Raw genomic sequence first — 22,479 nt, forward strand, 5'->3', positions numbered from 1 at the left:
CGCAGCCCATCGGTCTGGGCAAACGACTTCTTCGCCGACGTCAACGTCCCGCAGGTACGAAACACAGCCACCAAAAAAGCCAGGGTCATGTCCCGGCTTTTTTGGTTGGATCGGCTGTCACTTTCCCTGTTGCCTTTACCTAACCCCTGAATTTGGTAAAGCCTCCATCCCATTGGGAGTTTGTAACTTTTGCATGACAAACTCTTGATTGACCAATGCTTGCGGATGAGATGGATTCAATTCTAATGCGGTTTGCAAGGCTTCCAAGGCTTGAGGATATTGCTCTAAAAACCGCAGCGCAATGCCTTTCCCTGCCCAAAAATCAGCATTCTCGGCATCGATCGCGATCGCACGATTATAAGTGACTATAGCATCACGGTATTGATTTAATGCCATTAATGCTAGCCCCCTATTATACCATGCTGCTGCCGAATCTGGGTTAATCCCAATCGCTCGTTCCGCTGATGCGATCGCCTCTTGATAGCGTTCCAGACGGAAGTCTAAGCCACTCAGATTCACCCAAATCTCTGCCAAAGTCAAGGTATCGCCCACATTCGCATCCCCTAACAGCGCCCGTTGATACGCAGCACGGGCTTCCTGATAGTCTCCCAATGTGGTGAGAATTCGGGCATAGTTAAACCAAGCCTTCGAGGAATTGGGGTTAATCGCAATCGCCTGTTCGGTCGCCCCTAGCGCCTCTTCAAACCGTCCCATAAACCACAGCGTCGCCCCCCGACTACTCCAGGGATCAGCATAGTCAGGATTCAGTGCTACCGCCCGATTAGCCGATGCCAAAGCCTCTTGAAATCGACCATTACCCGTCAGCGCATCCGCCCGATGACTCCACGCATACGCCGCCCCTTCGTCTCCCCAGCGCCCGTCTCCCTCTTGAATCGCTTGATCGCAAGCAGCTAAAGCATCCTCATATTCACTCAATTGATTCAGCGTGGCACATTGATTGGCTAAGGCTAACGAATAATCGGGACTAATTTTCAGCGCCCATTCCTGCGAGGTTAACGCTTCACCCGGTTGACCAATCATTAATAAAACTTTACCTTGTTCCGTCCAAGCGGTTGCATCCTTGGGATCAATCGCCAGAGCTTGATCATAAGACTCCAGGGCGGCGTCATACTGTCCCAACTGAGCCAGAATTTTACCACGATTTGTCCAGGCGATCGCGGGAGTGCGATTTCCCCAATCCCCATTCACTTGTAATGCTCGTTCACAAGAGTTAAGGGCATCATACGTCTGATCAAATTGGGATAATAATAGACAGCGTTGCGCCCAAGCCAGGGAATAATTGGGATTACTTTGAACCGCTAAATCAAAGGAAAATAGCGCCTTTTCTCGTTCTGCTTGTCCCCAAAGAGCTAACCCTTGATGATACAACGCATAAGCCCGTGTCACCTGATTCCAGTTTTCATCAAGTTGCAGGGCTGTTTCACAGTCAGTTGTCGCGGCTTGATAATTTGCCAATTGGATATTTGCCGCGCAGCGCTTTGCCCAAGCTTCAGAATGTCTGGGTTCTAGGCGAATGACTTGCCCATAAGAGGCGGCGGCTTCGGCATAATTGTCTAATGCCCGTTGAATATCACCTCGGTCAATCCAGGCTTGAGGTTCATTCGGATTCAACGCGATCGCTTGATCACAGGCTTCTAGGGCGTCTTCATAATTTCTAGCCTCTTTTTGGGAGGCACAGAGGTTAGCCCAGTAACTAAAATCTTGTAACTGTAATCCCTCTTCACCTTGAGCGTTTAGACGCTGGGGGGAGAACACAGTTACCCATAAAAAGGTACTTAGAAAAATAGAAATAATTTTGTTATTTGTCATTCGTCATTTGTCATTCGTCATTGGTCATTTGTCATTTGTCATTGGTCATTTGTCATTTGTCGAAGAATTATTACACTTTGTTGGGGCGGGTTTAGTGACATCAGGGTAAAAATCACAGGTTAATGGTAAAACCCGCCCCTACAGCTTCCCCATCTCCCTCATCTCCCCCATCTCCCCCATCTCCCTCATCTCCCCTATTTCCGACAATTATCACAATGTCCACATTTAAATCCCATCGCCTCCTTTTTAAACCCAAATGCTTTTAATAAAAACTGCCAACGACATTGGCGAGTTGTCAGGTATTGTGTCATCAGTTTCTGGACTTGGACTTGGTGAGAACTTAAGTTAGCCAAAGCGCGGGAATCGGGGGATGGGTGTTTGTGATAATGAAAGGGATCTTGCCATTCCAATTGTTCAGCACTGTGGAGCAGGGCTAATGCTACCTCACCCTGGCGAAAGTCCTGGGCGACGGTAGCGACATCCCCCTGTTCGGGTAGCTTTTTGACTAAGCGTTGTGCCTCTTGGTATTGCGATCGCATCTGATCAACAAAAAACTGACGCTTTTGCTTATCCTCTGAATTTAACCACCCCGTTGGCTCACTGATCAACGTCAGGGCGTCTGCGGGTTTACCATCGCGTCCACCGCGACCGACTTCTTGGATATATTCTGATAATAATTGGGGGGGCTGAAAATGTACCACCCACCGCACATCGGGCTTATTGATGCCCATCCCAAAGGCGCAGGTACACACTACAAATTGAGTTTTGCCACTCAGCCAACTCTGTTCAATCTCTCGCCGTTCTTGGGAACTCAACCCCCCGTGGTAGGCGGCTGTCGTATACCCCCGTTCCCCAAACCATTGGGCTAATTCCTCACTATCTCGCCGGGAACGGACATAAACTAACCCCGATTGCCGATTTCTGGCTTGGATGAAGCGTAACATCTTCTGGCGGCGTCCTCGTGGTGTCCAGACGATTTGCACGTCTAGGTTGAGATTTTGGCGATAGGGACTGATTAAAAAGGCTTGGGGGTGTTGTAATTGCAACACCTGGCTGATGGTGTCTTGGGCGCTGGGATCAGCCGTCGCCGTAAATGCTGCGATCGGGATTTGGCTGCCTGGTGGCTTAGACTTAAGTAGGGTGGGTCGTACTGCCCCTAGGCGTCGATATGCAGGTCGAAAGGTATCACCCCATTGAACCAGACAATGTGCCTCATCGAGAATTAATCCATTAATTTTTAGATCAGGCTGAGAGAGTCGTTCCCAGACAGGCGCACTTAATAGGGTTTCTGGAGAGAGGTAGAGTAATCGGAGTTCCTGGTTTTCCAGGGCTTGCAGGGTTTTTCGCCGTTGTTGCGGGGTTAATTGACTATGTAACAGGGCGGCGGGTAAGTTGCGATCGCGTAATTCTTGTACCTGATTTTCCATTAAAGCCACTAACGGCGAAATCACCAAGGTTAATCCGGTTTGTAAGAGGGCGGGAAGTTGAAAACAAATCGATTTTCCCCCACCTGTGGGTAACACAATCAGTGCATCTCGCCCTTCCAAAATACTGCGAATAATCTCACCTTGGGGCGGACGAAAATTATCATAGCCCCAGATTTTTTTAAAGGCGAGGCGGACATCGTTCCAGGATGTGGTTTCGGTAATGCTCATGGGTATGCAGAGAGGTTAGGGACAGGTGTAGATATCTGAACCTGATACTTGTTTGTCTTTAAGCGTTAATTTTTACTGACTAAGGGAACAATAGTTTAGGATTCCATAGTCAGTCACTACCCTAGCATAAGCCTGTTTCAAGCAAATCTCATCAAGTTGGCTTAAAGTTTTTGTTAAAACTCTTCTAAAAATAAGAGCAATAAAACTTAATTTTTTTTTAAGGTTAATGGTTGTTTCGTATGTCAATAAAGGTTAGTCCGGAAGCGTTTCTCGCCGCCTATAGCAATTATATAGTGATTGTAGGGATAACCGAGGCGGATATCCAGGACTTAGACCATTATCCGATAAGCGATCGCCTTTTGGCACAGGTACTGAGTCAGATTCTGGCTCTTAATCCCGTGGTGGTGGGGTTGGGTTTGTTTCGCGATGTTCCGGTGAATTATGGGGAAACTCGTAGAGACGTGACTGTGGAACGTCTTCTGGTGGACTTGTAGGGGCGGGTTTAGGGACTAAATTCAGATATTCACCGATAACGGAACAACGAAACCCGCCCTCCCCACCAATAACCTTTCGCTGATGGATGTGTTACGGGGACGGGTTTCTGTCCAACGGTTTCAGGATAAGGTGGTGTTGATTGGGGCTTACGCGCCGTCGTTGGGCGATTGGGGTAACGTCTCAGGTGGGGGAGTTACGGAGTTTGAGATTGTTTTTCCCAAGAGTCAGTTGGTGTTTGATATTATATCTGCCTAAACTGGTATTATTCCCTTCTGCTTTGTAAGTCGGCAACAGGGAATACACAATTTAAATGCGTTTTAGCTTATCTCAATAAAAATAAGTATGACTCAGCAGCAAACCCAGCGCCCCTTACGTCGGGGTCGAATATTTCCTCAACATACAATACCGCCGCAAGAACTAGCAAGACGTAAAGCAGAACGAAACGCACGGTATCAACGCTGTTTCCCAGTTTTTGAACGAGTCCGGGATGAGTTAATTGGGGATTACTATAACTGGTTTATACTGATTGAGCCAAATAGTGGGGACTATTTTATTGATGCTGATGAAGATAAGGCGGTGGAAAAGGCGCGTCAAAAGTATCCGACTGGCTGGCTAATGACATTCCGAATTAATCAGACAGGAGCCTGCGGCATGATATGATTTATGGCAGATTTGGCGATATTGGTGAGCTTTTTTTTGAGATTGATTTGATTACAGCCGAGGGTGAAGCGTTTCAAGTTGATGCGTTGTTGAATACGGGATTTACGACAGGTTGGTTAGCTGTTAATAGTCAAGATATCGATGGATTGGGGTGGCTGGTGATTGAACCAAATCGAGCCATGCGGACAGCACAAGGACAAGATGTGTTTGATTTGTATGAGGGAGCGGTGAGTCTTGATGAGGTTGAGTACAGGTAGGGTGATGTTGGGTATTTGTCTGTAAGCTTTATCCGGTGGGAGTTTAGCGTTCACGTTCTATCTGGGCAAAGTGTTCCATCAGCATTCGATGGATGAAAATGTAGCCACCGCCTACTTTTTGTAGAAATATGCGTTCTGCGGCGTAGTCGAGAAAATGGGCGTAGTTCCAAGGAATGTAGTTGTTGAAGTAAAGGATTAGGCGTAAAATAAAGTGTTGGATTATGCATAAAAAACCGCGCATTGTACCAACCATCAGTCCTACCGACAACCCTAGTTTCAGAATGCCTAGTCCAGTTAAAGATTCAGGTTTTATGTGCAGCAGTTCGGTTAAACCAATTAACGGTAAACATATTACTACCGTAATCAAACAACCAATTAAAGTTGTAAAAATAGCATTTTTAAATGACTTTTTAATACCTTGATTTGGAACAGTTGTATTGGCTGTATTCTTGATCTGAAACCCAGCCATCAAAAATCGCCATGTTCCAACAGATATTGTCATAAATATAGTCAATGCTATAGCAGAGATTAACCCTCCAGATAAAGCAATAAATATCCTGAGTATTTGATTATATGAATTTGACTCCAGATAAAATTTAGCTGTAGAAATCATAAAAAAACTTGAGCTATAAATTTTAGATTTATTGATAAAAGCATACCAGTCATGTAATCCTTTTTTCCAAGACCATTGCAGAAGTTCAATCGGTTGTATTTGTACTTGATTTCCTTTGGTCATTCCAAGTATCAAAAACAAAGGGATTCCTATGAATCCAAAAACTGTTATATCTAGCAAATACAGAAAAATAAAACTTAGTAATCCTAGGTTTAAACCCAATATAAAACCGTACACTAATTTATCTTGAATGTTTTGCAACCACAGATAAGGTTGAATAGTTTCAATCAAGAATATTGTTTGAGACTCCTGAACCATTCTCTGCGCCAGCCAATTAAGCCATCGAATCGTCTTATATTTTGAGTATATTTGCTTGCCTTTTGAACGATTAGGGCGATGAAACATTTTCTCAATGTAATCATCAAATAGCTGCTTACGCCGTTCTTCTGCTATCTCAGTTTTTGGCAAATCCTCAACCGCTACCCCCTGATAAGCCAGAGTCATAATATTAAGCATTAACGGCGATTGAGCTAACTCTTGCAGTACCGTGTCCTCTTCCATTAATGCCCTCAACCCTCTCAAATCACCACCGACATTATCCAAGTAATCACAGATTTGTTCTAAAGTCAGCAATCTTATATAAACAGCACTTTGAAAATTCAGACGACTAGATAAGGCTTCATAGTCTTTAATCCGACTGCACACTACCAACTCTGCACCATAATACTCCTGCTTGAATTGGTTCAAGGCTGCAATACAGTCATCTCGATACTCCGCCTTTACTTCATCTAAACCATCCAGCAAAGGTAGAAGTTTCTGTTGTGTTACCCAGACTTGTCCAATTTCCTTTGGAATATCATACCTAGTATAGAGTTCTTCCACTAACCAATTAGCTATTTTTTGCTGTTTATTAGTCCAAGCTGAAAGATTTAAAAAAGCGGGAATTAGGAGATTACTATTTTGTTTAGCACGGTCGATCAAATCGCGGGTTAGTTCCAATAATGTTGTGGTTTTTCCTGACCCAGGTTCTCCTAAAATTAGTAGCGTTCTACCTATGCCGATTTGGTCAAATATATAAATTATATTAGTTCCATCGGGGAGAGGTTGAGGTGAGTCATCCGTCTCTATAATGGCACTCCAATGATTAGTAATAGCATCGGGGCGTTCCTCCAATCCCAACTCAATCATCACCTGATTGTAGAGGGATTTTTCTAGAACTCCTTTGACCCAAAAGTTGTTGACTTGATTGAGTAACGCCTGACGATTGCGATACTCTTGCCGAGTTATAGGTTTGTTATGAATACCCAGTTGAATCGGTTGTTGAATTGGGGGAGAACCAGACACCTGAACTCGACCCACTGACGCGGTGTCAGCAGATAAGTAGTCGGACAAAAGAAAACGGCACTGTATGAAGTTTTGTAATGAAGAGTCCCAGATGGCTTGTTGTGGATTAGATGTGTAGGCTGACTTTATTGGTGTAAATGTAAAAATGTGTCCCTAAGACTACACTGCCGCCCAAGAAATAACCGTTTTTAATATTGGTTGGTGTTCGGTCGGTAATTATGAGAGAATTGAATAGAGAGATTAGCAACTTTTTTATGTCATCTCCCCCACTAAGAGTATTTTTAACTCTTCATCAAGAAGACACCTTATTTGAATTAAGTCGAGCCAGCCAGGTTAATCAAAGAACAAAAGATAGAGCTTCGGCAATACGACTGTCATCTAGGGGCTGGAAAGTGGACAAAATAGCGGTTTACTTAAAATGGTCAAAACAACGGGTGAGAGAAACAATACACAAATGGGAAGAAAAGGGATTAGTCGGATTGTGGGATGCACCCAAAACGGGAAGAAAAAAGAAATGGACGACAGAAGATATAGCAGAAATAGAGAAAAAACTAGAGACAGAATCAAGAAGTTATAACAGTCGCCAACTCTGCCAAATTTTGTTAAAAGAAAGGAAAGTGAAACTAAGTGAGCGTCAGTTAAGGAGGATTCTCAAAAAAAAAATTATATCTGGAAAAGAACAAGAACGTCTCTGGTGAATAAGCAAGATTCAAAAGCAAGAGCGATAAAGAAGGCGGACTTAGAGATGCTCCAATGGGCAGAAGCCGCTGGGGAAATTTGCTTGAAATACTTAGATGAGTCAGGTTTTAGTTTGTGGTCTACACCAATATATACTTGGGGAAAAAGAGGAGAACAAAAAAGAATTGAACAAACAAAAAAGAAAGGAAAAAGATTAAATATATGTGGCTTATTAGAAGTGGGAAAAAGTTTTGAGTATGGTCTGGCATTAAAAAGCTTTAGAAGTGAGAGTTATATAAAATTAATGGATTGGCAAGCGACTCAAGCTAAAGAAAGATGGGAAAAAACTGGGAAATTGACAGTAGTCGTTCAAGACCAAGGCTCGATACACATAAGTAAACTCACAAAAAGCCATTATGAGAAATGGGCAGAACTGGGGCTATTGATATTCTTATTGCCGAGTTATTCACCGGAACTAAATCTTATTGAAATGGAGTGGCAAAGAATCAAAGAAGATGAATTAGCAGCTTCTATGTTTGAGGATGAATATGACTTGATTGAGGCGGTAATAGGGGCAATCGAATGCCGACAAAAAAACCGAGGATTAAAGGTAGAAAGATTTAGATTTCCGTCAAAAATTAAAAACTTAAGTTGATGGGAAATCCGCCTTTTAGACATTAACCGTAAGTTTTTTCGTGCCGATGTACTAGACTATAGCGTCAAGCTTTATCCCATAGTAAGACAGAGCCTTCCGACAAGGATGGGAGAATCACCCCTGATTGGACGCGATCACAAACCCCCCTTCCTCCAGATTGTCTTTCTCCACAACTGATGCCTGACAAGGATTACAAAACTTCATACAGTGCCGTTTTCTTTTGTCCGACTACTTAACAGTGGGTCATCTAAGGGTTTAGCGACAATCCAGTAGCGGCAGCTTTTATTTGCTTACAAATTTTGACTAATACTTGATTTAACTCAGTTGGACTCAGACCATCTAAAGGTTGATTTGGGTTGTGTGCAGCTTGATAGTCAGCAATTTCTGTTTCATCGTACAGACAGAACGTTACAGGTATCCAAATAATTTTAACGCCTTCCTTTTCAGCGGCTGCTAGTAAAGGCGGCAATTCATGTTCAGCAATGAAGTCAGAGGCAAGAAAATCAGAACTGACCATTAAAACGGCTACATTGGCGTCGGCGAGAGCGTTTTCAATTTCTGCTTTCCACTTGACCCCAGCTTGAATTTTTGTATCATCCCACACGGAGATTGTCTTATTCCGCATCAGCGGTTTCAGCATAGTCTGGAGTTTATCTAACCAAACTTTATCCTTGTGACTATAACTGATAAAAACTTGTTCGCGTTTCATCTGCTTATTGGTTTGAATCGGGGGTGGTTGAATGGTTAAATCTGGAGTGGGTGCTGAATGGATAGGTAAATTCTTATCGATAAATCGCTTCACCTGGCGGTAAATCTGACTCTTCCTATCCGCCACCTTACAGATAGAAATATGGTCAAAATCCATTGGTACAGGAACAACCCCCTTAATCCCCGGATCAGCACTGGTTTGATTCACCACTAAAATCCCTTTCGTGGGTCGCGTTTCGCAGTACACTAACATCGGGATTTGGCTAAACTGGTCATCATTGCGATATAAAAGATTCAATTCCCGCAACCGCGAGTGATGTGCCTCCAACTCCTCAACACTGACAGTGGTTTGCAGAATCCCACCGATATGCTTAATCCAACTCGCCATATCTGAACCGGAATGTGGCGTAGACAGGAATACAATCCCCCTTGTCTTTTGTGCGATCGCACTCCATCTACCAAAATCCCTAGCACTCCGCAGCATCTGCTTAACCAGCAATCCCCCCATGCTATGAGTGATAAAAATAATCGGGCGATCGCCTATCTCATAACTATCCAGCAGATCTAAACTATTCGTAGCCCGATCTGACAAGGGCATAGAATTTCCTTTCCAGCGAAAGGGTTCCACCTCATACCCCAATGACCAAATTCCCACATCGGGTAAATCTTCCCCCAACCAAGCGCACCAAAAATTATCGTCATCTTGCTGTTCCTGGGGGTGCCAAGTTCCCCTCGCTGTACCCCCCAATCCGTGGACAAAAATTACATCCCCCCGGCGGGATGAGTTGTCACACCCAGAGATTTCGATTAAATCATTGAAGTTACTCACCAGCTATCCCATTGTTCTGTAGAGGGCAAAATTAGGTCACATCAAACGGTTTTGGCTTACTTTTCCTTAACCAATCCCTCCAACACCATCATCTTCGCCTCCAGAGACGCCACCCGTTCATTCAGGGGAATCTCCTCACTACACCCCATATAAGACGCCAACGCATTAATCACCACCTCCGTCTTCGACAATCCCGTGCGTTCAATATAGTCAGTCAGACGTTGGTTAAGATGGGTAGGAATGCGGATACCGAGTTGGACTGAGTTCATCGGGAAAACCGGAAAAAGATATCCTAATCTAACAAATGCCTAGCGGAATTTGACAAGAGTCTCGTATCAAATCTTAAACGTTTCACCCCAACCGTCGTAGGGGCTTGGTTTCCAAGCCCATTACTTGGTGACTGGTATGCTGGTGGGCAATGCCCACCCTACGGTATATTACTTGGTTTCCAAGCCCATTACAGGTGTCACCCCAGGTTGACAATCACCCCCTAGAATAAAAGAACGCCTAGGCGTTACCAACTCCCAAGAGAACTCACCCCTTTATCTCCAATCTATGCCATGCCCCAGGTTATTGGTGTTACCAAAGCAATTACAAACTTAAACCAGGCGCATCAAACCTTTCAATTGCAGCCGACAACCAACCCCACCTTCTTCCCAGAATGGCTAGAACCCTTACCCGAACTCAGCCTAGGGGAAATTGAAACGTGCGATCGCCTACGCACCCGCTATCGTTACTACCAAGCCGAAGGTGCGATTACCGAAAGTACCGTAAACCTGATTATAATTGCTCCCATTCTAGAACTATTAGGCTTGTACGATCCCCCCTATCTCATTAAAGGGGAAAAATACATCAAAATTGAAATCGAAGACAAAGACCAAACCCTAGAGGGACTCATTGATATTTTAGTCATGCAGGATAGATTATGGCTCATCCTTTTAGAAACCAAACGTTATGGTTTTAGTGTTATGCAAGCTTTACCCCAAACCCTCGCCTACATGATGTCTAACCCCATAACTGAGAATCCTGCTTATGGTTTAATCACCACCGGAGAAGATTACCTTTTTGTGAAACTAGACCCTCAGCAAAAAGAATATGATTTATCCGACAAATTTACCCTTTCAACTCGCCGTGATAACCAACTGCATCGGGTGATTCAAATTTTAAAACGACTCATCTAGAAGAAGGCAACACCTCGACTTCGCTCGGTGTGTCACAGGCAAAAGCAGAAAACAGGAGGGAAATGTAGAGACGCGCCATAGCGTGTCTGTACAATATTGATACAAACGTTTTAGTCTCCGCCGCGATTGCCGATAGGAATCCCGAAGCCGTGATTCTGTTTGTGGTGGGCAATCCAGAGATTGAGTGGGTCGTATCAGCCGAAATCTTGACCGAATATAAAGAGGTTTTAAATCGCCGTCGGCTCAAGTTAACCCCAGACCAGAAACAGAGATGGTTTACACTATTAGATGAAATCACCCAATTCATTGATGTCAACATCAACATTGATTTTCCCAGAGACCAGAAAGACGCCAAATTCCTCGCCTGTGCCATCGCCGCCGACGCCAACTTTTTAATCACCGGAGACAGAGATTTCTCAGACGTTCAAACCTTGGGCAATACCACCATTATTTCTGTATCTTTGTTTAAACGCTTAGTTTGTGATGTACAGGAATAACTTAGTCATTTCTCAAGCACAAACACACGAGAGAACTATCAACAACGATTAAGCAACTAAAACCCTCTTCCCTTCTGCCCTCTGCCCTCTGCCTTCTGCCTTACAGCGCTTAATTCTGTAATAAAGTACAGTAGATCAAAGTCCCCCTTTTTAAGGGGGATTTAGGGGGATCGAAAATGTACTGTCGGACTCATCGAACTCAACGGTTGCTTCCCCGGTTCAATCTGATTCGCCTCCCCCTGAACCAAACCAAACTGATTCCCTTACCCCCGCTTCACCGTAAAATCATTCATCTGATTATTCAACAAAAACCCCGTATCCTTTGCCATCACCTTCGCGCCAAACAGGGAATTAATCGTATACTTAACCGCCACGGCATTGCCAAACTGATCCACAATAGAATAATGCGTCGTATGCGTCCCTTGAGGCATATCCTGCATCTGCAACCCCTGGGGATTCAGCGCCCTCTCCCCAATTTGTTCCCGAATCTGCGCCGCATACCCCTGACTCAACAGGCGCTTAACGGGAATCTCAACAAAATCCGGATCACCCATCCCTCTCAGATTCTAGGAACATTAGCTTAAACAGCTTCTTTGATTACTTCTAGCTTTTGATCGACCTGTTTGAGTGCCATTTCCAGATCGGTGGTTAGGTGTTGAGCGCCTTTTTTAGCCGACTGACTGCAATACTTGGCGACATCTAAAGCCGATCCAATCTGAATGTCAATATCAGAACCCCAGTGAGGAACAGGGTCACTATAACGGATGCTAACGGGGACAATTTTTAATCCCAAACCCGGTTGATTAGATTCGGCTTGCAGGGCAATTCTTGCCATACCAGGTTTAAGTGGATTAACCTCACCATGACGAAATATATTCCCTTCGGGAAACATAACTAGGGCTTCGCCACGACGCAGAAGTTCGACACTGTGGCGGATACTGCCAATTCCCGGTTGTTTCGTATTCACCGGAAACCCACCCATGCGGCGGATAAACCAGCCTTGTAATCCTTTCATTTCATCTTGCGACACCATAAACCGCAAATCCCGTCCTGTGACAGGTTTCCCAGCCGCATAAGCCATGGTTAACCCATCCCAACGTGATCGATGGGTGGGTGCTAAGATAACTGGACCCGTTTGGGGAATGTTGTCTTGTCCCCTCACTTGCAGCCGCCCAAAATAAAGAGGCATGAGGATACGGCGACCCAAGGGATAGAGGATGGAGGTTAACAAAGGGGATACACTGGAGTTGACGGGAACTATTTTGGCGGAATTGACCGTCTTTGAATCAGGCTTGTCCAAGTTGGAGGAGGTTTGGTTCTGTTCACGGGATTGGAGTTGCATCATAAGGGATTGGGTTTTTTGTGTTTCGACTCTCCACTTTTACCTTATGAGGTCTGACAACCCCTGTCGTCTACTGAAGGGACAGTTCTGTTAATGTCATGGTTAAGCGTTGATTGTCGATCGCGCTGGCGTCGTTGGGCAAACCAGGATTTCAAATACTCTCGGCATTCGGTTTCCATAATCCCAGCCAATACGGGTAAGCGATGGTTGGAGTAGGCGCTATCAGGACTATTGGCAACAGTGCGGATTGTGCCAGTTTTTGGGTCATCTGCGCCATACACCAGCAACCCTAGCCGCGCTAAGATAATCGCCCCAGAACACATGGCGCAGGGTTCTAAGGTGACATAAAGGGTACAGGTGTTTAAATGCCAGGTGTTTAAGGCTTGTCCGGCTGCACGTAGAGCGAGGATTTCCGCATGGGCGGTAGGATCGCGATCGCGTTCTCGCCGATTTTCGCCAGTGGCGATGAGATTATCCTGATGATCAATAATTACTGCACCAACAGGGACTTCCCCAGCTTCCCCCGCAGATTTGGCGATCGCGAGAGCTTGATTCATCCAGTGGCGATGCTTTTGATAGGCAACGTGATTAATAGGCGGTAACATTTAGAGTAGATATATGAAGAAAGTTTAAATCAGCCTTGGCGACTTTACTCTAGTTGGAATCAAAAGCGTGTACTCTCAGCATCAAGCGAGTCATTCAGCGTCTCATTGTGATCAGCCACCCACGGGGCTGAAGTGTCAGATATTGGGTAATCCAGGGAAAGGGTTAAATCTGAAAAATCTTCAGACTAACTATTCAGGTTTTCTGGTGTTGGGGGTTATTTTACTCCTACCGTCTCTCAGTGGATGTAATCTTGTCGCCCAAACTGAAGTGGGGGCGCAACCGAAACCTCCTGGTACGGAACAAGAAAGCAGTACCGCCGTAGATGTCGCGATCGCAGAAACGGGATGGGTGGTCGAACCCATAGAGTATAAAGGTAACACTCAACCGCTGCGGGATGTCTCCCTGCGATCTCAAATCGAAGGGCGGGTGTTGAAGCTAGCGGTTGATATTGGCGATCAGGTGCAACAAGGACAAATTTTAGCCCAGATTGATGACGCCTTATTACAAACGGCTGTAACCGAAGCCCAAGCGGAACTCGCCGCCCTCAAATCAGAAGTCGCCCGCGCCCAAACCCAGGTCGGAAATGCCCAAGCCAGGGCAGAACAAGCCCGGTTAGAATTGCAGCAAGCTAAAGTTGATGCGACACGACTCCAAAACCTGGCACAAGAAGGCGCTATTTCTCGACAAGAAGCCGAATTAGCCCAAACCGCCGCCGCCACCGCCCAACAAAACCTGCAAGCCACCCTCAAGCAAATTCGCACCGAACAACAAGCCGTTGCTGCTGCACAAGAGAGAGTCAAGGCGCAGCAAGCTATTTTAGCTGAAAATAAGGAACGTCAATCCTATGCGTTACTCGCCTCCCCGATTAACGGTGTGGTATTAGAACGAGTCACCGAATCGGGGAATTTGGTGACACCAGGAAGTGAACTGCTGAAGTTAGGGGATTTCTCTCAGGTAAAAGTAGAAGTTCGGGTTTCAGATCGAGCATTAGCGGATATTCAGGTGGGACAATCGGTAACGGTGCAGTTAGACGCCCTTACCAATGAATTGTTTTCCGGAAAAGTGACCCGAATTTCTCCAGCCGCAGATAGTGAAGCCTTACAAATTCCTGTAGAAGTGACAATTCCCAATCCGAATCGTCAAATTGGGAGTGGACTTTTAGCCAGAGTTCGCTTCACCCCAAATACCCAAGCCCAAGTTGTGGTTCCGCAAACGGCGTTAGAGGTTGGCGGAGAGTCAGGGCGTGGCGATACTCAGACGGCGAAAACGACTAAAACCTCAGAGAAAGCGACGGTATTTGTCGTGGTTGAAAATGGGGGTGAATCTAAAGTTAAGGCACGTCAAGTAGAAATTAGCGATCGCGCTAAGGGTAGAGTGGCTATTGTATCCGGTTTAAAGCCAGGGGAACGGTTTGTGGTTCGCAGTGATGCGCCGTTAAAGGATGGAGATACGGTGCGTTTGAGTATTTTATCAGCAAGAAACTCAACAAGCCACGGCGATTGAAATCGCTGCTACACAAACAAAGTCCGCCTACGCGGACTAATATCACTTCCGTTTAGGTAGTCATTATAAAAATAGCCTCAAACCCTTGTACTGTCGTACTGCAAGGATGAGCATTTAAACGGAATTGATATAAATTATAACGGGAGTATTTATATCATGTCCGATAAAAACACCTGAAACGATGGTACTGCTATATAGCGTTTTCAAATGAAATGTGCATCTAGATTGTCTTTTCTTTGCTTTCAAAAAAACTCCCTCTCTCTTTCCCCTATTGCCTATTGCCTATTGCCTATTGCCTTTTTACCAGGTTCCTGTGTTTACGACCCAAATGAAAATGCTATATTAGTCCACTTTAGTGGACTTGAGCTATTAGCCCGGAGTTTGAACTCCGGGCGAGCTTATTCAGCAGACTGCTATATTAGTCCACTTTAGTGGACTTGAGCTATTAGCCCGGAGTTTGAACTCCGGGCTTCGGGCGGATGTCGGGGCTATCTTTATAACACAACTTGTACAAAAACACAACCCAATCTGAATAGGTTTTCTCCTCAATCTCTCAAATAGTCTGATCACAGGCGTTACAGTTAAGAAAATAGGCGCAATCTAAGAAAAACCATGTCTCAAACTACGATTGAATCGGCTCCTGTTGATTTAGCTCTACCGCCAACCCAGTATGACTTACCCTGTGAAGATGATATTCCCATGGAAACTCAGCGACATTTTCTGCAAATGCAAATGCTTAGGGATACTCTCGTCGCGTGGTTAGCTCAACGAGAGGATGGCTATGTTGGCGGTAATATGTTCCTTTATTTCAGTGCGGCTCAAATCAAAAACCAAGACTTTCGCGGTCCTGATGTCTTTGTCGTGTTGGGAGTTCCCAAAGGTGAACGACTTAGCTGGGTTGTGTGGGATGAAGGTAAAGCACCGGATGTTATTATTGAATTAATTTCTAATAGTACAGCCACCAAAGATAAAACCGAAAAGAAACAAATTTACCAAGATAAGGTGAGAGTTCCGGAATATTTTTGGTACAATCCCTTTGATTCAGAAGATTGGGCGGGATTTAGTTTACAAGGTGGCGTGTATCAACCCCTGAATTTGGATGAACAAGGGCGATTTGTCAGCCAAATATTAGGTTTAGCCTTAGTGCGTTGGCAAGGTTCCTATAAAGATATTCAAACAACCTGGCTACGTTGGGCGACATTAGCGGGAGAGTTGTTACTTACTCCTGAAGAAGAGGCGGCGCAAGCTCAACAGGAAGCTGAACAAGCTCAACAGCAGGCTGAACAAGCTCAACAACGAGCCGAACAACTAGCTGAACGCCTACGAGAAATGGGCATTGATCCGGATGAGGTTTGAAAACCAGTTGGTAGAGACGTTCCGGCGGAACGTCTCTACAAAAGGGGAAATCTTGTAGTTGAGAAATTGCCAGGGTAGTAAAGCTATAATTGTGATACTAGACCAGCCGGATAGCACTAATGATCGATCGCAATGGCAGAATTAACGATTCAAATTTCTGATGAACTAGCTCAACGTTTAAAACCTCTACAAAATCGCTTACCCGAATTGCTTTTGCAATTGTTAGATGTTGTTAATCTCCAAACAACATCTGAGCCAATAGTGAAAACAGGAGTTATAGATATTCCTGCCGTTTACCAAGAAGTAATTGATTTTTTAATTAAGCACCCAACTCCTGAAGAAATTATTGCTTTTAAAGTTTCGCCCAAAGCTCAAGCTCAGTTGGAATTTTTATTAGCCAAAAATCGCTCTGCAACAATTAGCTCAATGGAATTAGCGGAGTTAGATGTTTACGAGCAATTAGACCATCTGATGATTTTATTAAAGGCACGAGCTTTGAAACGCGATTAGTCAAGGGGCATATCGGTAAGATGTTTGGCAACAATCGCAGGCGAGTCGATGTTTATCTGCCAAGTTTCATCAATGAATTGCAGATTTTCATCATAAATGATGGTTAGTTCGCCAAGATTTTGTTTACTATTAGAATTCGACCCATCTTCGTGAACTATTCGGTCAGCCTTGAGAATAAATTTAAGTTTAATCCAACGATTTCTGTCTGTAATACCAATGGAAGTGCCGACTAACTCAGCAGACAAGGAACGGGGTAAGGTAATCTCTTCATAAAATGCATCTTGTTCGTCCCAGTAACCACAGATTTTATAGTTACATGACTCCAGATGTTCTGTCACAAGAACCTTGGTATCTAGATCTTCTAATACTTCAGTTAAATCTTGCCAAACAGGATGATTTTTTAACTCAATTCTCGTCATAGTTTATTGATAATTAATGTTTTGTCACAAAACCGGAGAAGTGTAAGACTCCCTCAATTATTTTTCCATGAAAACGGCGATCGCCTCCTTTTCCTAGTACCTTTGATTTTAGATCGTAACTCTCTACTTCAGAAGGAACAAGACCAATATTACCGCGAGAGGCAACGATTCCTCTTTCAATGGCTTTTAAATGTTTGTTATTTTGGTCATATTTGATTCCGAGTTGTATTTGAGCTTGACTAAAAGATACGAGCAGCCCATTAGCTGTTTGATATATGATATCAGGCTGAATATCTGCCCAGCTATTGGGTAGAGGTTCCATTTACTTTATTGGCACGCTGATTTGAGATGTAAAGATAATTCATTGTACTGGTTCACTATCAATTTTAGGTAATATTAGTAAGCGATCGCATTATCCATGAGCAACCAGCAGCAGCAAGGAGAAGCAGAGTGCGCGATCGCGTCATTGAGCTAGAACAGTTGCCAGAACCCATGCTAGATGAGGCTATGAAGGTACTGCAAGCTTTGTCTGTTAAGGCTGATCATTCTAAGTCGCGATCGCGTCTGATGATTCATCGTTTGATTTTCCAGGACAATGCTATAGTCAGTAGGCGTTTGGGTGCGTTCATTGCGGTTAACAAACAGCATAGTCAGTAAATTGTCGCTTGAAGGGAGATTTAAACGCTAAAACAATATCCTGTTGTGGCACTCCAGCCTCAACTAATTCGTTGGCGACTCCTACTTCTGTTCCATCACTCTGAATCCAAATTTTGTTATCCTTGATATCAATATGAATTAGGCTGCCATATTCTCGTCGTTGGTTGTGCCAACCCACGAGCATTAGTAAGTAATGATGGCGTTCTCTATCAAGAATTAACTGTACTTCAGTTTCGTCATCTTGAAGTTGGGCGAAGTGCGCCTTAAGGATTGTTTGCACGAGTTCTGCATAATTTAATTTTCCCCTATTTATTGCCATCACCTAACTACCATGTATGCGCCAAAGCTTAATAGTACTATCTGCACTACCACTGACTAATGTCTGTCCATCAGGACTGAAAGTAACACAATAAACTGGGCTTAAATGCTCTAAGGTTTGAAGTAGTTCACCTGTCTGATAATTCCAAATTCTCAGCGTATTGTCATCACCACCACTGGCAAGTAACTTCCCGTTGGGGCTAAATGTAACCGAATAAACTTTTCCTGAATGTCCCGTCAGAATACGCACCAATTTTCCCGTCTCAGAATTCCATAACATGATGGGTTGCTCGGAACCACCACTCGCAATCATTTGTCCATCAGGACTGATAGCCACAGACCAAATTACCCCAACAGAAGAATCAAACCAAGATACCAAGGAACCAATTATATCTGACGGTGAGGGTCGATTCAGGGTGTGTAGTAATTCCCCTGTACGCCAATTCCATATCTTGATGGCACCATCCAAACCTCCACTCACCAGGATTTTACCATTACGGCTAAAGGCAACTGAATTGACATCCCACCCATGTCCTTTGAGAGTATTATCCAATCTGCCACTGTTCAATTGCCATAGTTTAATCGTGGCATCAATGTTTCCGCTAGCCAGAGTGTTTCCGTCTGGGCTAAAGGTGACGCAGCTAACACGTAAATTGAGCAATCCTTTGTCAAGTGTTTGCTGTAGCGTTCCTGTCTCGACATTCCACAATTTGATGTTACCGTCTCCAACTGCCAAGTTACTGGCACTAGCCAGGGTTTTCCCATCCGGACTGAAGGCAACAGATGTAACCATACTGGAGTGTCCCGCCAGGGTGTAAAGGAGTTTGCCAGTTGGCAAATTCCACAGCTTGATCGTTTGATCATTACTACTACTAGCAAGTATCTGACCATTAGGACTAATTGCCACAGAGCGAACTAACTCTGAATGTCCCTTGAGAGTCTGTACACCTTTCCAGACAAAATTTGGTGTTGGTGTTTTCAGTTCTTGATTAACCTGAAGTAGCAATTCGTCTATATCTAACTTTCTATTTCCATTCACCTCTTCACGAATCACGTTCAACAAAGCACAAAGCGCAGGTTGACCAGGGTGAATTTCACCGAATTCTCCTAGTTTTTCAACCATATCTGTGATGAAAACATCCACAGATACATCCCAAACCAGACGGTTCAACACAGGTGTATTCGTGCCTAACGCCCTGATCAAATAGGCTCGACGCTCATTCTTATCCCTTAAATAGGGTCTAAGTAGAGGCAATAATTTTTGAATTATATTGCTACTGATTGCCATCACCTAACAGTTTTGCCAAGATTTCAAATGCAAAAGCACTAGCGTGTTGTGCCGCTTTCTCCTGAGAGCCAGCCGCATCAGCATTGCTTTTACCATCAATGAGATCAGAGATACCACGGATAATTAATGCATTGATTTCTGGATTAGCACGAACCGCCTTGAGAAAACCATGACTTTCCATTTCTACCGCTAGCGCATCACCATAATTTGTCCGCAGAAGCTGATACAGATCAGACTTCGTTGAAGCCACCACTTTGTCCCCTGCAGCTATGGCTCCCGTGAAAGCGCGAGGTTTTGGTGTTGGCATCGATTCTCCAATCCTGTTTAACCACTCTTCTTTCCTAACTTCAGCCTTAGCTCTCTGTTCTAAACGATAACTTACGAGGCTAGTATTGGGTCTAGGTTGGAACGTTTCCTCGACAACTTTTCCGGACTCGTACCCATAAACTTTTGTCGCTGCTACCACATCACCAAGGACAACATCTTTGATTCCACCTGCTACACCAACAAAGAGTACAACAGTCGGCTTAAAGTAATCAATGGCTCGCTTCGTTTCTACCGCCGCCTCAGCATTACCTGCCCCGATTTCAACAATTCCTATTTGCCAGGATTGACCGTTGGATAAGAAGTTTCCTCGTTCATAGATAGTGCCTTCAGGGTGTATCTCTTCCTCTAGATTTGTCAAGTGAGCGCGAACAGCTCTATATTCAATGGGAATAGCCGTGAGGATAACAGCGCACTGCAAATTTTGAGCGTCTTGTTTTGATGATACGGATTCTTGAGCAACGGGTGTCTCAGTTAACTCCTCTCGCAGTTGTTGAAGTAGTTTATCTATTTTTGCCTTATTGTTTACGCCCACATCTTCACGAATCACTTCCAACAAGGCGCAAAGTGCTGGTTGACCTGGGGATATTTCGCCGAAGTCTACCAGTTCTGTCACCATGCTAGTGATGAAAGAATCCACAGGTGTATTTAAAACCAGGCGATTCAACACAGGTGTATCCATGCCTAACGCCCTGATCAAATAGGCTCGACGCTCATTCTCATCCCGTAAATAGGGTCTGAGTAGAGGCAATAATTTTTCAAGGCTATCGTTACTTATTGCCATTGCCTAACTATCCTTATCGAGATTTTCTTCAGGTGTCCGCCTGAATGCTGAATAATTGCCACGCGATCGCCTCTCCGCATTTGCCTACTATTGAGAATAAGGAGACTGCCAAAGTCAGGCAAATGTTTTAGGGATACAACTGTATAGTCTAATTCAGGATTCGTGTAAGATGCACCTCCGGTAACGCCTGAGCCGTCTGTATTCCGTACTTGTGACCGTTAATATCCAGTTGGTAATTGAAGGCGTAGTCTGTCTGTTCACCCGGTTCCCGACTGGCGATGACGTAATTTTTCTATACGAAACCCCGATCAAGGAACCGTCTAAGTCTAGCTGAGCCAAGATTACATCCGCTTTGGGTCTGCCTTCCAACGCCTCTGCAACCAAGCATCGGTTAGCCTTACTACAATCATGCCACTTTTGTTTAATTTTCTTTTCCTAATAGAATTCCGGACTCTAAGAATAATTCCGGTAAAGCGTATACGAAGCACGTAATCCTTAAACTAAGTTTTTTGATATGTCACCTGCCTATCAAAGATTCCAAGATTCTTTAACTAGTCTTCTAGACCAAGGAGTCACTCTAAATGAAGCGGTTCAGCGTGTCAATCAACAATATGGTGAGCTTGCCGATCAAGCGGCTCAAAACTTGCTAGAAAAACAAGCTCTTGAAAAAGCTCTCCGAAACTGCCAAAGAAAGATCTCTTAGGAATAGATCTTAGTTCGCTCACGATAATCTTTCTATGAGATAGCTTATACAAGCTTTTAGCTCGGTAACTGCTTGGCTATACATAGAGTCAGGAATTCTTTGGTCTCTGATATAAATGAAGGACATTTGATAAGCATAGGCAGGTAAAGTTTGGAGATCAGGTTCCTCTATAAGATCGTATTTTCCCCAAGTTAAACACCAAGATATACGTTCTAGATACTTTTCAATTTCCCAATAGAAATCATCTATCTGCTCAGATGAAAAAGCTATTTTTAGATCTTTGTATTCATCTAAGGCAACATTACCTGCTCTTTTCGCCAGGGCGGCTCGATTCTTGTCCAGCCATTTTGCGGCGTCTTTGCCAGTTTTTAAGTCTTGTTCAAACTGTCTCAAAACTTGAAGTTGCTCCTCTAGAGGTCTTATCTTTTGTTCAAGTTCAGCTTTATCGGTTTTAAGCTGCTCTATTTGTAGTATATTGTTACTTCCTTGCGAACGTAACTCTTCTATCTCAGTTTCTAGGATTTGTCTTGTTTCTCTAAGAAATACTTGTGCTTTATTTGCCATTTCAGATAACTGGTCGCTCATGGTTATCAGAGGTTGCACCTTATCCTTTAATATATTAATAGTGGTTTGTTGTTCTTCTGAAAGTTTTCCAGCATTCTGTCTCTTTTCGGCAGTATCCAAACACAAACGAATAAATGAAATAAAATTAATATCGATAGCTAACATATCGTCCATTGACTTGACACCCAAAGCAATTCGAGGACGCAGGTTGTCAATACGTTGTTGTACATCAAGACCCCTTTGCGATCGCACATATTCCAACAATGCCCAAAGTGCTTGTTTACCCGGTTCAACTTCGCCGTGGTTTGCTAGCATACACACCATCTCCGTGATGAAAGTCGCAACAGCGCCACTCCAAGTTATGCGCTGCAACACAGGTGCATCATTACCCAGCGCTCGGATTAGGATGGAACGACGGCTTCGCTCATCTTCCATCAATGGTTGGAGCAGTTCGATCAACTCATTGATAGTGTAACTGTCTAATTTCACCGTCAAATTAACCTTTTACCAACGTAATCCCCATAGGTAAACTATAACTTACTCACTGGGGTAGTCTGTAAGAGCGATCGCGTCCGCACGGCTAGCGGGAGTCTTGAGATTTTGTGCCTTGCTTGTTGGAGTATCTTTATCAATTTCCATTTTGATCCGCTCTTCTCGTTCTGCATCCCGTTCCACTTTCGCCATAGCCTAACTTTCCTTCGTT

Annotated in this window: 25 protein-coding genes and 2 pseudogenes; 12 read left to right on the top strand and 15 right to left on the bottom strand. The window is 44.1% G+C overall.

The window, feature by feature from the left end; translation table 11 throughout:
* Positions 1 to 135: 135 nt before the first annotated feature.
* Positions 136 to 1,830 (bottom strand): tetratricopeptide repeat protein, encoded by a 1,695-nt coding sequence (locus RIE73_RS34275; protein ID WP_446405420.1) that lies wholly within the window; start codon positions 1,828 to 1,830, stop codon positions 136 to 138.
* A gap of 194 nt (positions 1,831 to 2,024) precedes the next feature.
* Positions 2,025 to 3,485: a RecQ family ATP-dependent DNA helicase gene (locus RIE73_RS34280; RefSeq protein WP_446405421.1), complete on the bottom strand. Its 1,461-nt coding sequence runs from the start codon at positions 3,483 to 3,485 to the stop codon at positions 2,025 to 2,027.
* Between the two features lie 239 nt (positions 3,486 to 3,724).
* Here RIE73_RS34280 and RIE73_RS34285 point away from each other — a divergent pair, with 239 nt between their 5' ends.
* The 4 genes from RIE73_RS34285 (at position 3,725) to RIE73_RS34300 (ending at position 4,897) form a co-directional block, all read left to right on the top strand.
* Entirely contained in the window at positions 3,725 to 3,979 is a 255-nt protein-coding gene (locus tag RIE73_RS34285) for a CHASE2 domain-containing protein (RefSeq protein ID WP_446405422.1), read from the top strand.
* Positions 3,980 to 4,061: 82 nt separating this feature from the next.
* Positions 4,062 to 4,235, top strand: a complete 174-nt coding sequence (locus RIE73_RS34290; RefSeq protein ID WP_446405423.1) for a hypothetical protein — start codon at positions 4,062 to 4,064, stop codon at positions 4,233 to 4,235.
* An 87-nt stretch (positions 4,236 to 4,322) separates the two neighbouring features.
* Positions 4,323 to 4,640, top strand: coding sequence for a hypothetical protein (locus RIE73_RS34295; protein WP_446405424.1), 318 nt, complete (start codon positions 4,323 to 4,325; stop codon positions 4,638 to 4,640).
* Positions 4,637 to 4,897, top strand: coding sequence for a hypothetical protein (locus RIE73_RS34300; protein ID WP_446405425.1), 261 nt, complete (start codon positions 4,637 to 4,639; stop codon positions 4,895 to 4,897). The genes RIE73_RS34295 and RIE73_RS34300 overlap by 4 nt, the downstream gene beginning before the upstream one ends.
* Before the next feature lie 43 nt (positions 4,898 to 4,940).
* Here RIE73_RS34300 and RIE73_RS34305 read toward each other — a convergent pair whose 3' ends face one another.
* Positions 4,941 to 6,854, bottom strand: coding sequence for an NACHT domain-containing protein (locus RIE73_RS34305; protein WP_446405426.1), 1,914 nt, complete (start codon positions 6,852 to 6,854; stop codon positions 4,941 to 4,943).
* Between the two features lie 254 nt (positions 6,855 to 7,108).
* On the opposite strand from RIE73_RS34305, the pseudogene RIE73_RS34310 reads away from it, so the two are divergent.
* Positions 7,109 to 8,187, top strand: a pseudogene (locus RIE73_RS34310) (IS630 family transposase).
* A gap of 247 nt (positions 8,188 to 8,434) precedes the next feature.
* Here RIE73_RS34310 and RIE73_RS34315 read toward each other — a convergent pair.
* Positions 8,435 to 9,724: a TIR domain-containing protein gene (locus RIE73_RS34315; RefSeq protein WP_446405427.1), complete on the bottom strand. Its 1,290-nt coding sequence runs from the start codon at positions 9,722 to 9,724 to the stop codon at positions 8,435 to 8,437.
* A 56-nt stretch (positions 9,725 to 9,780) separates the two neighbouring features.
* Entirely contained in the window at positions 9,781 to 9,993 is a 213-nt protein-coding gene (locus RIE73_RS34320; protein ID WP_446354487.1) for a DNA-binding domain-containing protein, read from the bottom strand.
* A 291-nt stretch (positions 9,994 to 10,284) separates the two neighbouring features.
* Between RIE73_RS34320 and RIE73_RS34325 the strand changes: the two genes are divergently transcribed.
* Together RIE73_RS34325 and RIE73_RS34330 are read left to right on the top strand one after the other, a co-directional pair.
* The gene (locus tag RIE73_RS34325) at positions 10,285 to 10,905 is read left to right on the top strand and encodes a type I restriction endonuclease subunit R (RefSeq protein ID WP_446405428.1); all 621 of its coding nucleotides are present in this window, start codon (positions 10,285 to 10,287) and stop codon (positions 10,903 to 10,905) included.
* Between the two features lie 86 nt (positions 10,906 to 10,991).
* Positions 10,992 to 11,402: a putative toxin-antitoxin system toxin component, PIN family gene (locus tag RIE73_RS34330; RefSeq protein WP_446405482.1), complete on the top strand. Its 411-nt coding sequence runs from the start codon at positions 10,992 to 10,994 to the stop codon at positions 11,400 to 11,402.
* A gap of 179 nt (positions 11,403 to 11,581) precedes the next feature.
* Here the strand turns inward: RIE73_RS34330 and RIE73_RS34335 are convergent.
* The 3 genes and pseudogenes from RIE73_RS34335 to tadA all read right to left on the bottom strand — a co-directional run.
* Positions 11,582 to 11,956: pseudogene (locus RIE73_RS34335) on the bottom strand (gamma-glutamyltransferase); the annotation flags it as partial.
* Positions 11,957 to 11,982: 26 nt separating this feature from the next.
* Positions 11,983 to 12,744 carry a lysophospholipid acyltransferase family protein gene (locus tag RIE73_RS34340; RefSeq protein WP_446405483.1) on the bottom strand — a complete coding sequence of 254 codons (762 nt, stop codon included), beginning with the start codon at positions 12,742 to 12,744 and terminating at the stop codon, positions 11,983 to 11,985.
* 44 nt (positions 12,745 to 12,788) lie between these two features.
* Entirely contained in the window at positions 12,789 to 13,349 is a 561-nt protein-coding gene (tadA, locus tag RIE73_RS34345; protein ID WP_446405429.1) for a tRNA adenosine(34) deaminase TadA, read from the bottom strand.
* A 67-nt stretch (positions 13,350 to 13,416) separates the two neighbouring features.
* Here tadA and RIE73_RS34350 point away from each other — a divergent pair, with 67 nt between their 5' ends.
* The 3 genes from RIE73_RS34350 (at position 13,417) to RIE73_RS34360 (ending at position 16,719) form a co-directional block, all read left to right on the top strand.
* Positions 13,417 to 14,853: an efflux RND transporter periplasmic adaptor subunit gene (locus RIE73_RS34350; RefSeq protein ID WP_446405430.1), complete on the top strand. Its 1,437-nt coding sequence runs from the start codon at positions 13,417 to 13,419 to the stop codon at positions 14,851 to 14,853.
* 612 nt (positions 14,854 to 15,465) lie between these two features.
* On the top strand, positions 15,466 to 16,209 hold the full coding sequence (locus RIE73_RS34355) for a Uma2 family endonuclease (protein ID WP_446405431.1): 744 nt from the start codon (positions 15,466 to 15,468) through the stop codon (positions 16,207 to 16,209).
* A 132-nt stretch (positions 16,210 to 16,341) separates the two neighbouring features.
* On the top strand, positions 16,342 to 16,719 hold the full coding sequence (locus RIE73_RS34360; protein ID WP_446405432.1) for a hypothetical protein: 378 nt from the start codon (positions 16,342 to 16,344) through the stop codon (positions 16,717 to 16,719).
* On the opposite strand, the gene RIE73_RS34365 is transcribed toward RIE73_RS34360, so the two are convergent.
* Positions 16,716 to 17,138, bottom strand: coding sequence for a hypothetical protein (locus tag RIE73_RS34365; protein ID WP_446405433.1), 423 nt, complete (start codon positions 17,136 to 17,138; stop codon positions 16,716 to 16,718). The two genes, RIE73_RS34360 and RIE73_RS34365, sit on opposite strands and share 4 nt — an antisense overlap.
* 13 nt (positions 17,139 to 17,151) lie before the next feature.
* Positions 17,152 to 17,460: a hypothetical protein gene (locus RIE73_RS34370; RefSeq protein WP_446405434.1), complete on the bottom strand. Its 309-nt coding sequence runs from the start codon at positions 17,458 to 17,460 to the stop codon at positions 17,152 to 17,154.
* 128 nt (positions 17,461 to 17,588) lie between these two features.
* Between RIE73_RS34370 and RIE73_RS34375 the strand changes: the two genes are divergently transcribed.
* Positions 17,589 to 17,795 carry a hypothetical protein gene (locus tag RIE73_RS34375; RefSeq protein ID WP_446405435.1) on the top strand — a complete coding sequence of 69 codons (207 nt, stop codon included), beginning with the start codon at positions 17,589 to 17,591 and terminating at the stop codon, positions 17,793 to 17,795.
* On the opposite strand, the gene RIE73_RS34380 is transcribed toward RIE73_RS34375, so the two are convergent.
* Genes RIE73_RS34380 through RIE73_RS34390 form a run of 3 tightly spaced genes read right to left on the bottom strand, consistent with a single transcriptional unit; the run spans position 17,773 to position 20,509 of the window.
* A complete protein-coding gene (locus RIE73_RS34380; RefSeq protein WP_446405436.1) occupies positions 17,773 to 18,114 on the bottom strand; it encodes an element excision factor XisI family protein in 342 nt (113 codons plus the stop codon). The genes RIE73_RS34375 and RIE73_RS34380 overlap by 23 nt on opposite strands.
* 3 nt (positions 18,115 to 18,117) lie before the next feature.
* Positions 18,118 to 19,401 carry a WD40 domain-containing protein gene (locus RIE73_RS34385; protein ID WP_446405437.1) on the bottom strand — a complete coding sequence of 428 codons (1,284 nt, stop codon included), beginning with the start codon at positions 19,399 to 19,401 and terminating at the stop codon, positions 18,118 to 18,120.
* Entirely contained in the window at positions 19,388 to 20,509 is a 1,122-nt protein-coding gene (locus RIE73_RS34390) for a phosphorylase family protein (protein ID WP_446405438.1), read from the bottom strand. Before RIE73_RS34390 ends, RIE73_RS34385 begins: the two co-directional genes overlap by 14 nt.
* A 514-nt stretch (positions 20,510 to 21,023) precedes the next feature.
* Between RIE73_RS34390 and RIE73_RS34395 the strand changes: the two genes are divergently transcribed.
* Positions 21,024 to 21,212: a hypothetical protein gene (locus RIE73_RS34395; RefSeq protein WP_446405439.1), complete on the top strand. Its 189-nt coding sequence runs from the start codon at positions 21,024 to 21,026 to the stop codon at positions 21,210 to 21,212.
* A gap of 18 nt (positions 21,213 to 21,230) precedes the next feature.
* Here the strand turns inward: RIE73_RS34395 and RIE73_RS34400 are convergent, their stop codons facing one another.
* Together RIE73_RS34400 and RIE73_RS34405 are read right to left on the bottom strand one after the other, a co-directional pair.
* Positions 21,231 to 22,265, bottom strand: coding sequence for a hypothetical protein (locus tag RIE73_RS34400; protein WP_446405440.1), 1,035 nt, complete (start codon positions 22,263 to 22,265; stop codon positions 21,231 to 21,233).
* Positions 22,266 to 22,313: 48 nt separating this feature from the next.
* Entirely contained in the window at positions 22,314 to 22,460 is a 147-nt protein-coding gene (locus RIE73_RS34405; protein ID WP_446405441.1) for a hypothetical protein, read from the bottom strand.
* Between the last annotated feature and the right edge of the window lie 19 nt (positions 22,461 to 22,479).

The sequence above is a fragment of the Coleofasciculus sp. C1-SOL-03 genome (assembly GCF_040220555.1).
In the GTDB taxonomy this organism is placed as follows: Bacteria; Cyanobacteriota; Cyanobacteriia; order Cyanobacteriales; family Coleofasciculaceae; genus Coleofasciculus.

What these genes read in the sequence shown, in the direction of transcription:
- RIE73_RS34405 (WP_446405441.1), bottom strand. Translation starts at nt 22,460, where the DNA reads ATGGCGAAAGTGGAACGGGATGCAGAACGAGAAGAGCGGATCAAAATG.
- RIE73_RS34365 (WP_446405433.1), bottom strand. Translation starts at nt 17,138, where the DNA reads ATGACGAGAATTGAGTTAAAAAATCATCCTGTTTGGCAAGATTTAACT.
- RIE73_RS34285 (WP_446405422.1), top strand. Translation starts at nt 3,725, where the DNA reads ATGTCAATAAAGGTTAGTCCGGAAGCGTTTCTCGCCGCCTATAGCAAT.
- tadA (WP_446405429.1), bottom strand. Translation starts at nt 13,349, where the DNA reads ATGTTACCGCCTATTAATCACGTTGCCTATCAAAAGCATCGCCACTGG.
- RIE73_RS34320 (WP_446354487.1), bottom strand. Translation starts at nt 9,993, where the DNA reads ATGAACTCAGTCCAACTCGGTATCCGCATTCCTACCCATCTTAACCAA.
- RIE73_RS34340 (WP_446405483.1), bottom strand. Translation starts at nt 12,744, where the DNA reads ATGCAACTCCAATCCCGTGAACAGAACCAAACCTCCTCCAACTTGGAC.
- RIE73_RS34300 (WP_446405425.1), top strand. Translation starts at nt 4,637, where the DNA reads ATGATTTATGGCAGATTTGGCGATATTGGTGAGCTTTTTTTTGAGATT.
- RIE73_RS34385 (WP_446405437.1), bottom strand. Translation starts at nt 19,401, where the DNA reads ATGGCAATCAGTAGCAATATAATTCAAAAATTATTGCCTCTACTTAGA.
- RIE73_RS34390 (WP_446405438.1), bottom strand. Translation starts at nt 20,509, where the DNA reads ATGGCAATAAGTAACGATAGCCTTGAAAAATTATTGCCTCTACTCAGA.
- RIE73_RS34295 (WP_446405424.1), top strand. Translation starts at nt 4,323, where the DNA reads ATGACTCAGCAGCAAACCCAGCGCCCCTTACGTCGGGGTCGAATATTT.
- RIE73_RS34275 (WP_446405420.1), bottom strand. Translation starts at nt 1,830, where the DNA reads ATGACAAATAACAAAATTATTTCTATTTTTCTAAGTACCTTTTTATGG.
- RIE73_RS34395 (WP_446405439.1), top strand. Translation starts at nt 21,024, where the DNA reads ATGTCACCTGCCTATCAAAGATTCCAAGATTCTTTAACTAGTCTTCTA.
- RIE73_RS34380 (WP_446405436.1), bottom strand. Translation starts at nt 18,114, where the DNA reads ATGGCAATAAATAGGGGAAAATTAAATTATGCAGAACTCGTGCAAACA.
- RIE73_RS34355 (WP_446405431.1), top strand. Translation starts at nt 15,466, where the DNA reads ATGTCTCAAACTACGATTGAATCGGCTCCTGTTGATTTAGCTCTACCG.
- RIE73_RS34325 (WP_446405428.1), top strand. Translation starts at nt 10,285, where the DNA reads ATGCCCCAGGTTATTGGTGTTACCAAAGCAATTACAAACTTAAACCAG.
- RIE73_RS34280 (WP_446405421.1), bottom strand. Translation starts at nt 3,485, where the DNA reads ATGAGCATTACCGAAACCACATCCTGGAACGATGTCCGCCTCGCCTTT.
- RIE73_RS34290 (WP_446405423.1), top strand. Translation starts at nt 4,062, where the DNA reads ATGGATGTGTTACGGGGACGGGTTTCTGTCCAACGGTTTCAGGATAAG.
- RIE73_RS34370 (WP_446405434.1), bottom strand. Translation starts at nt 17,460, where the DNA reads ATGGAACCTCTACCCAATAGCTGGGCAGATATTCAGCCTGATATCATA.
- RIE73_RS34360 (WP_446405432.1), top strand. Translation starts at nt 16,342, where the DNA reads ATGGCAGAATTAACGATTCAAATTTCTGATGAACTAGCTCAACGTTTA.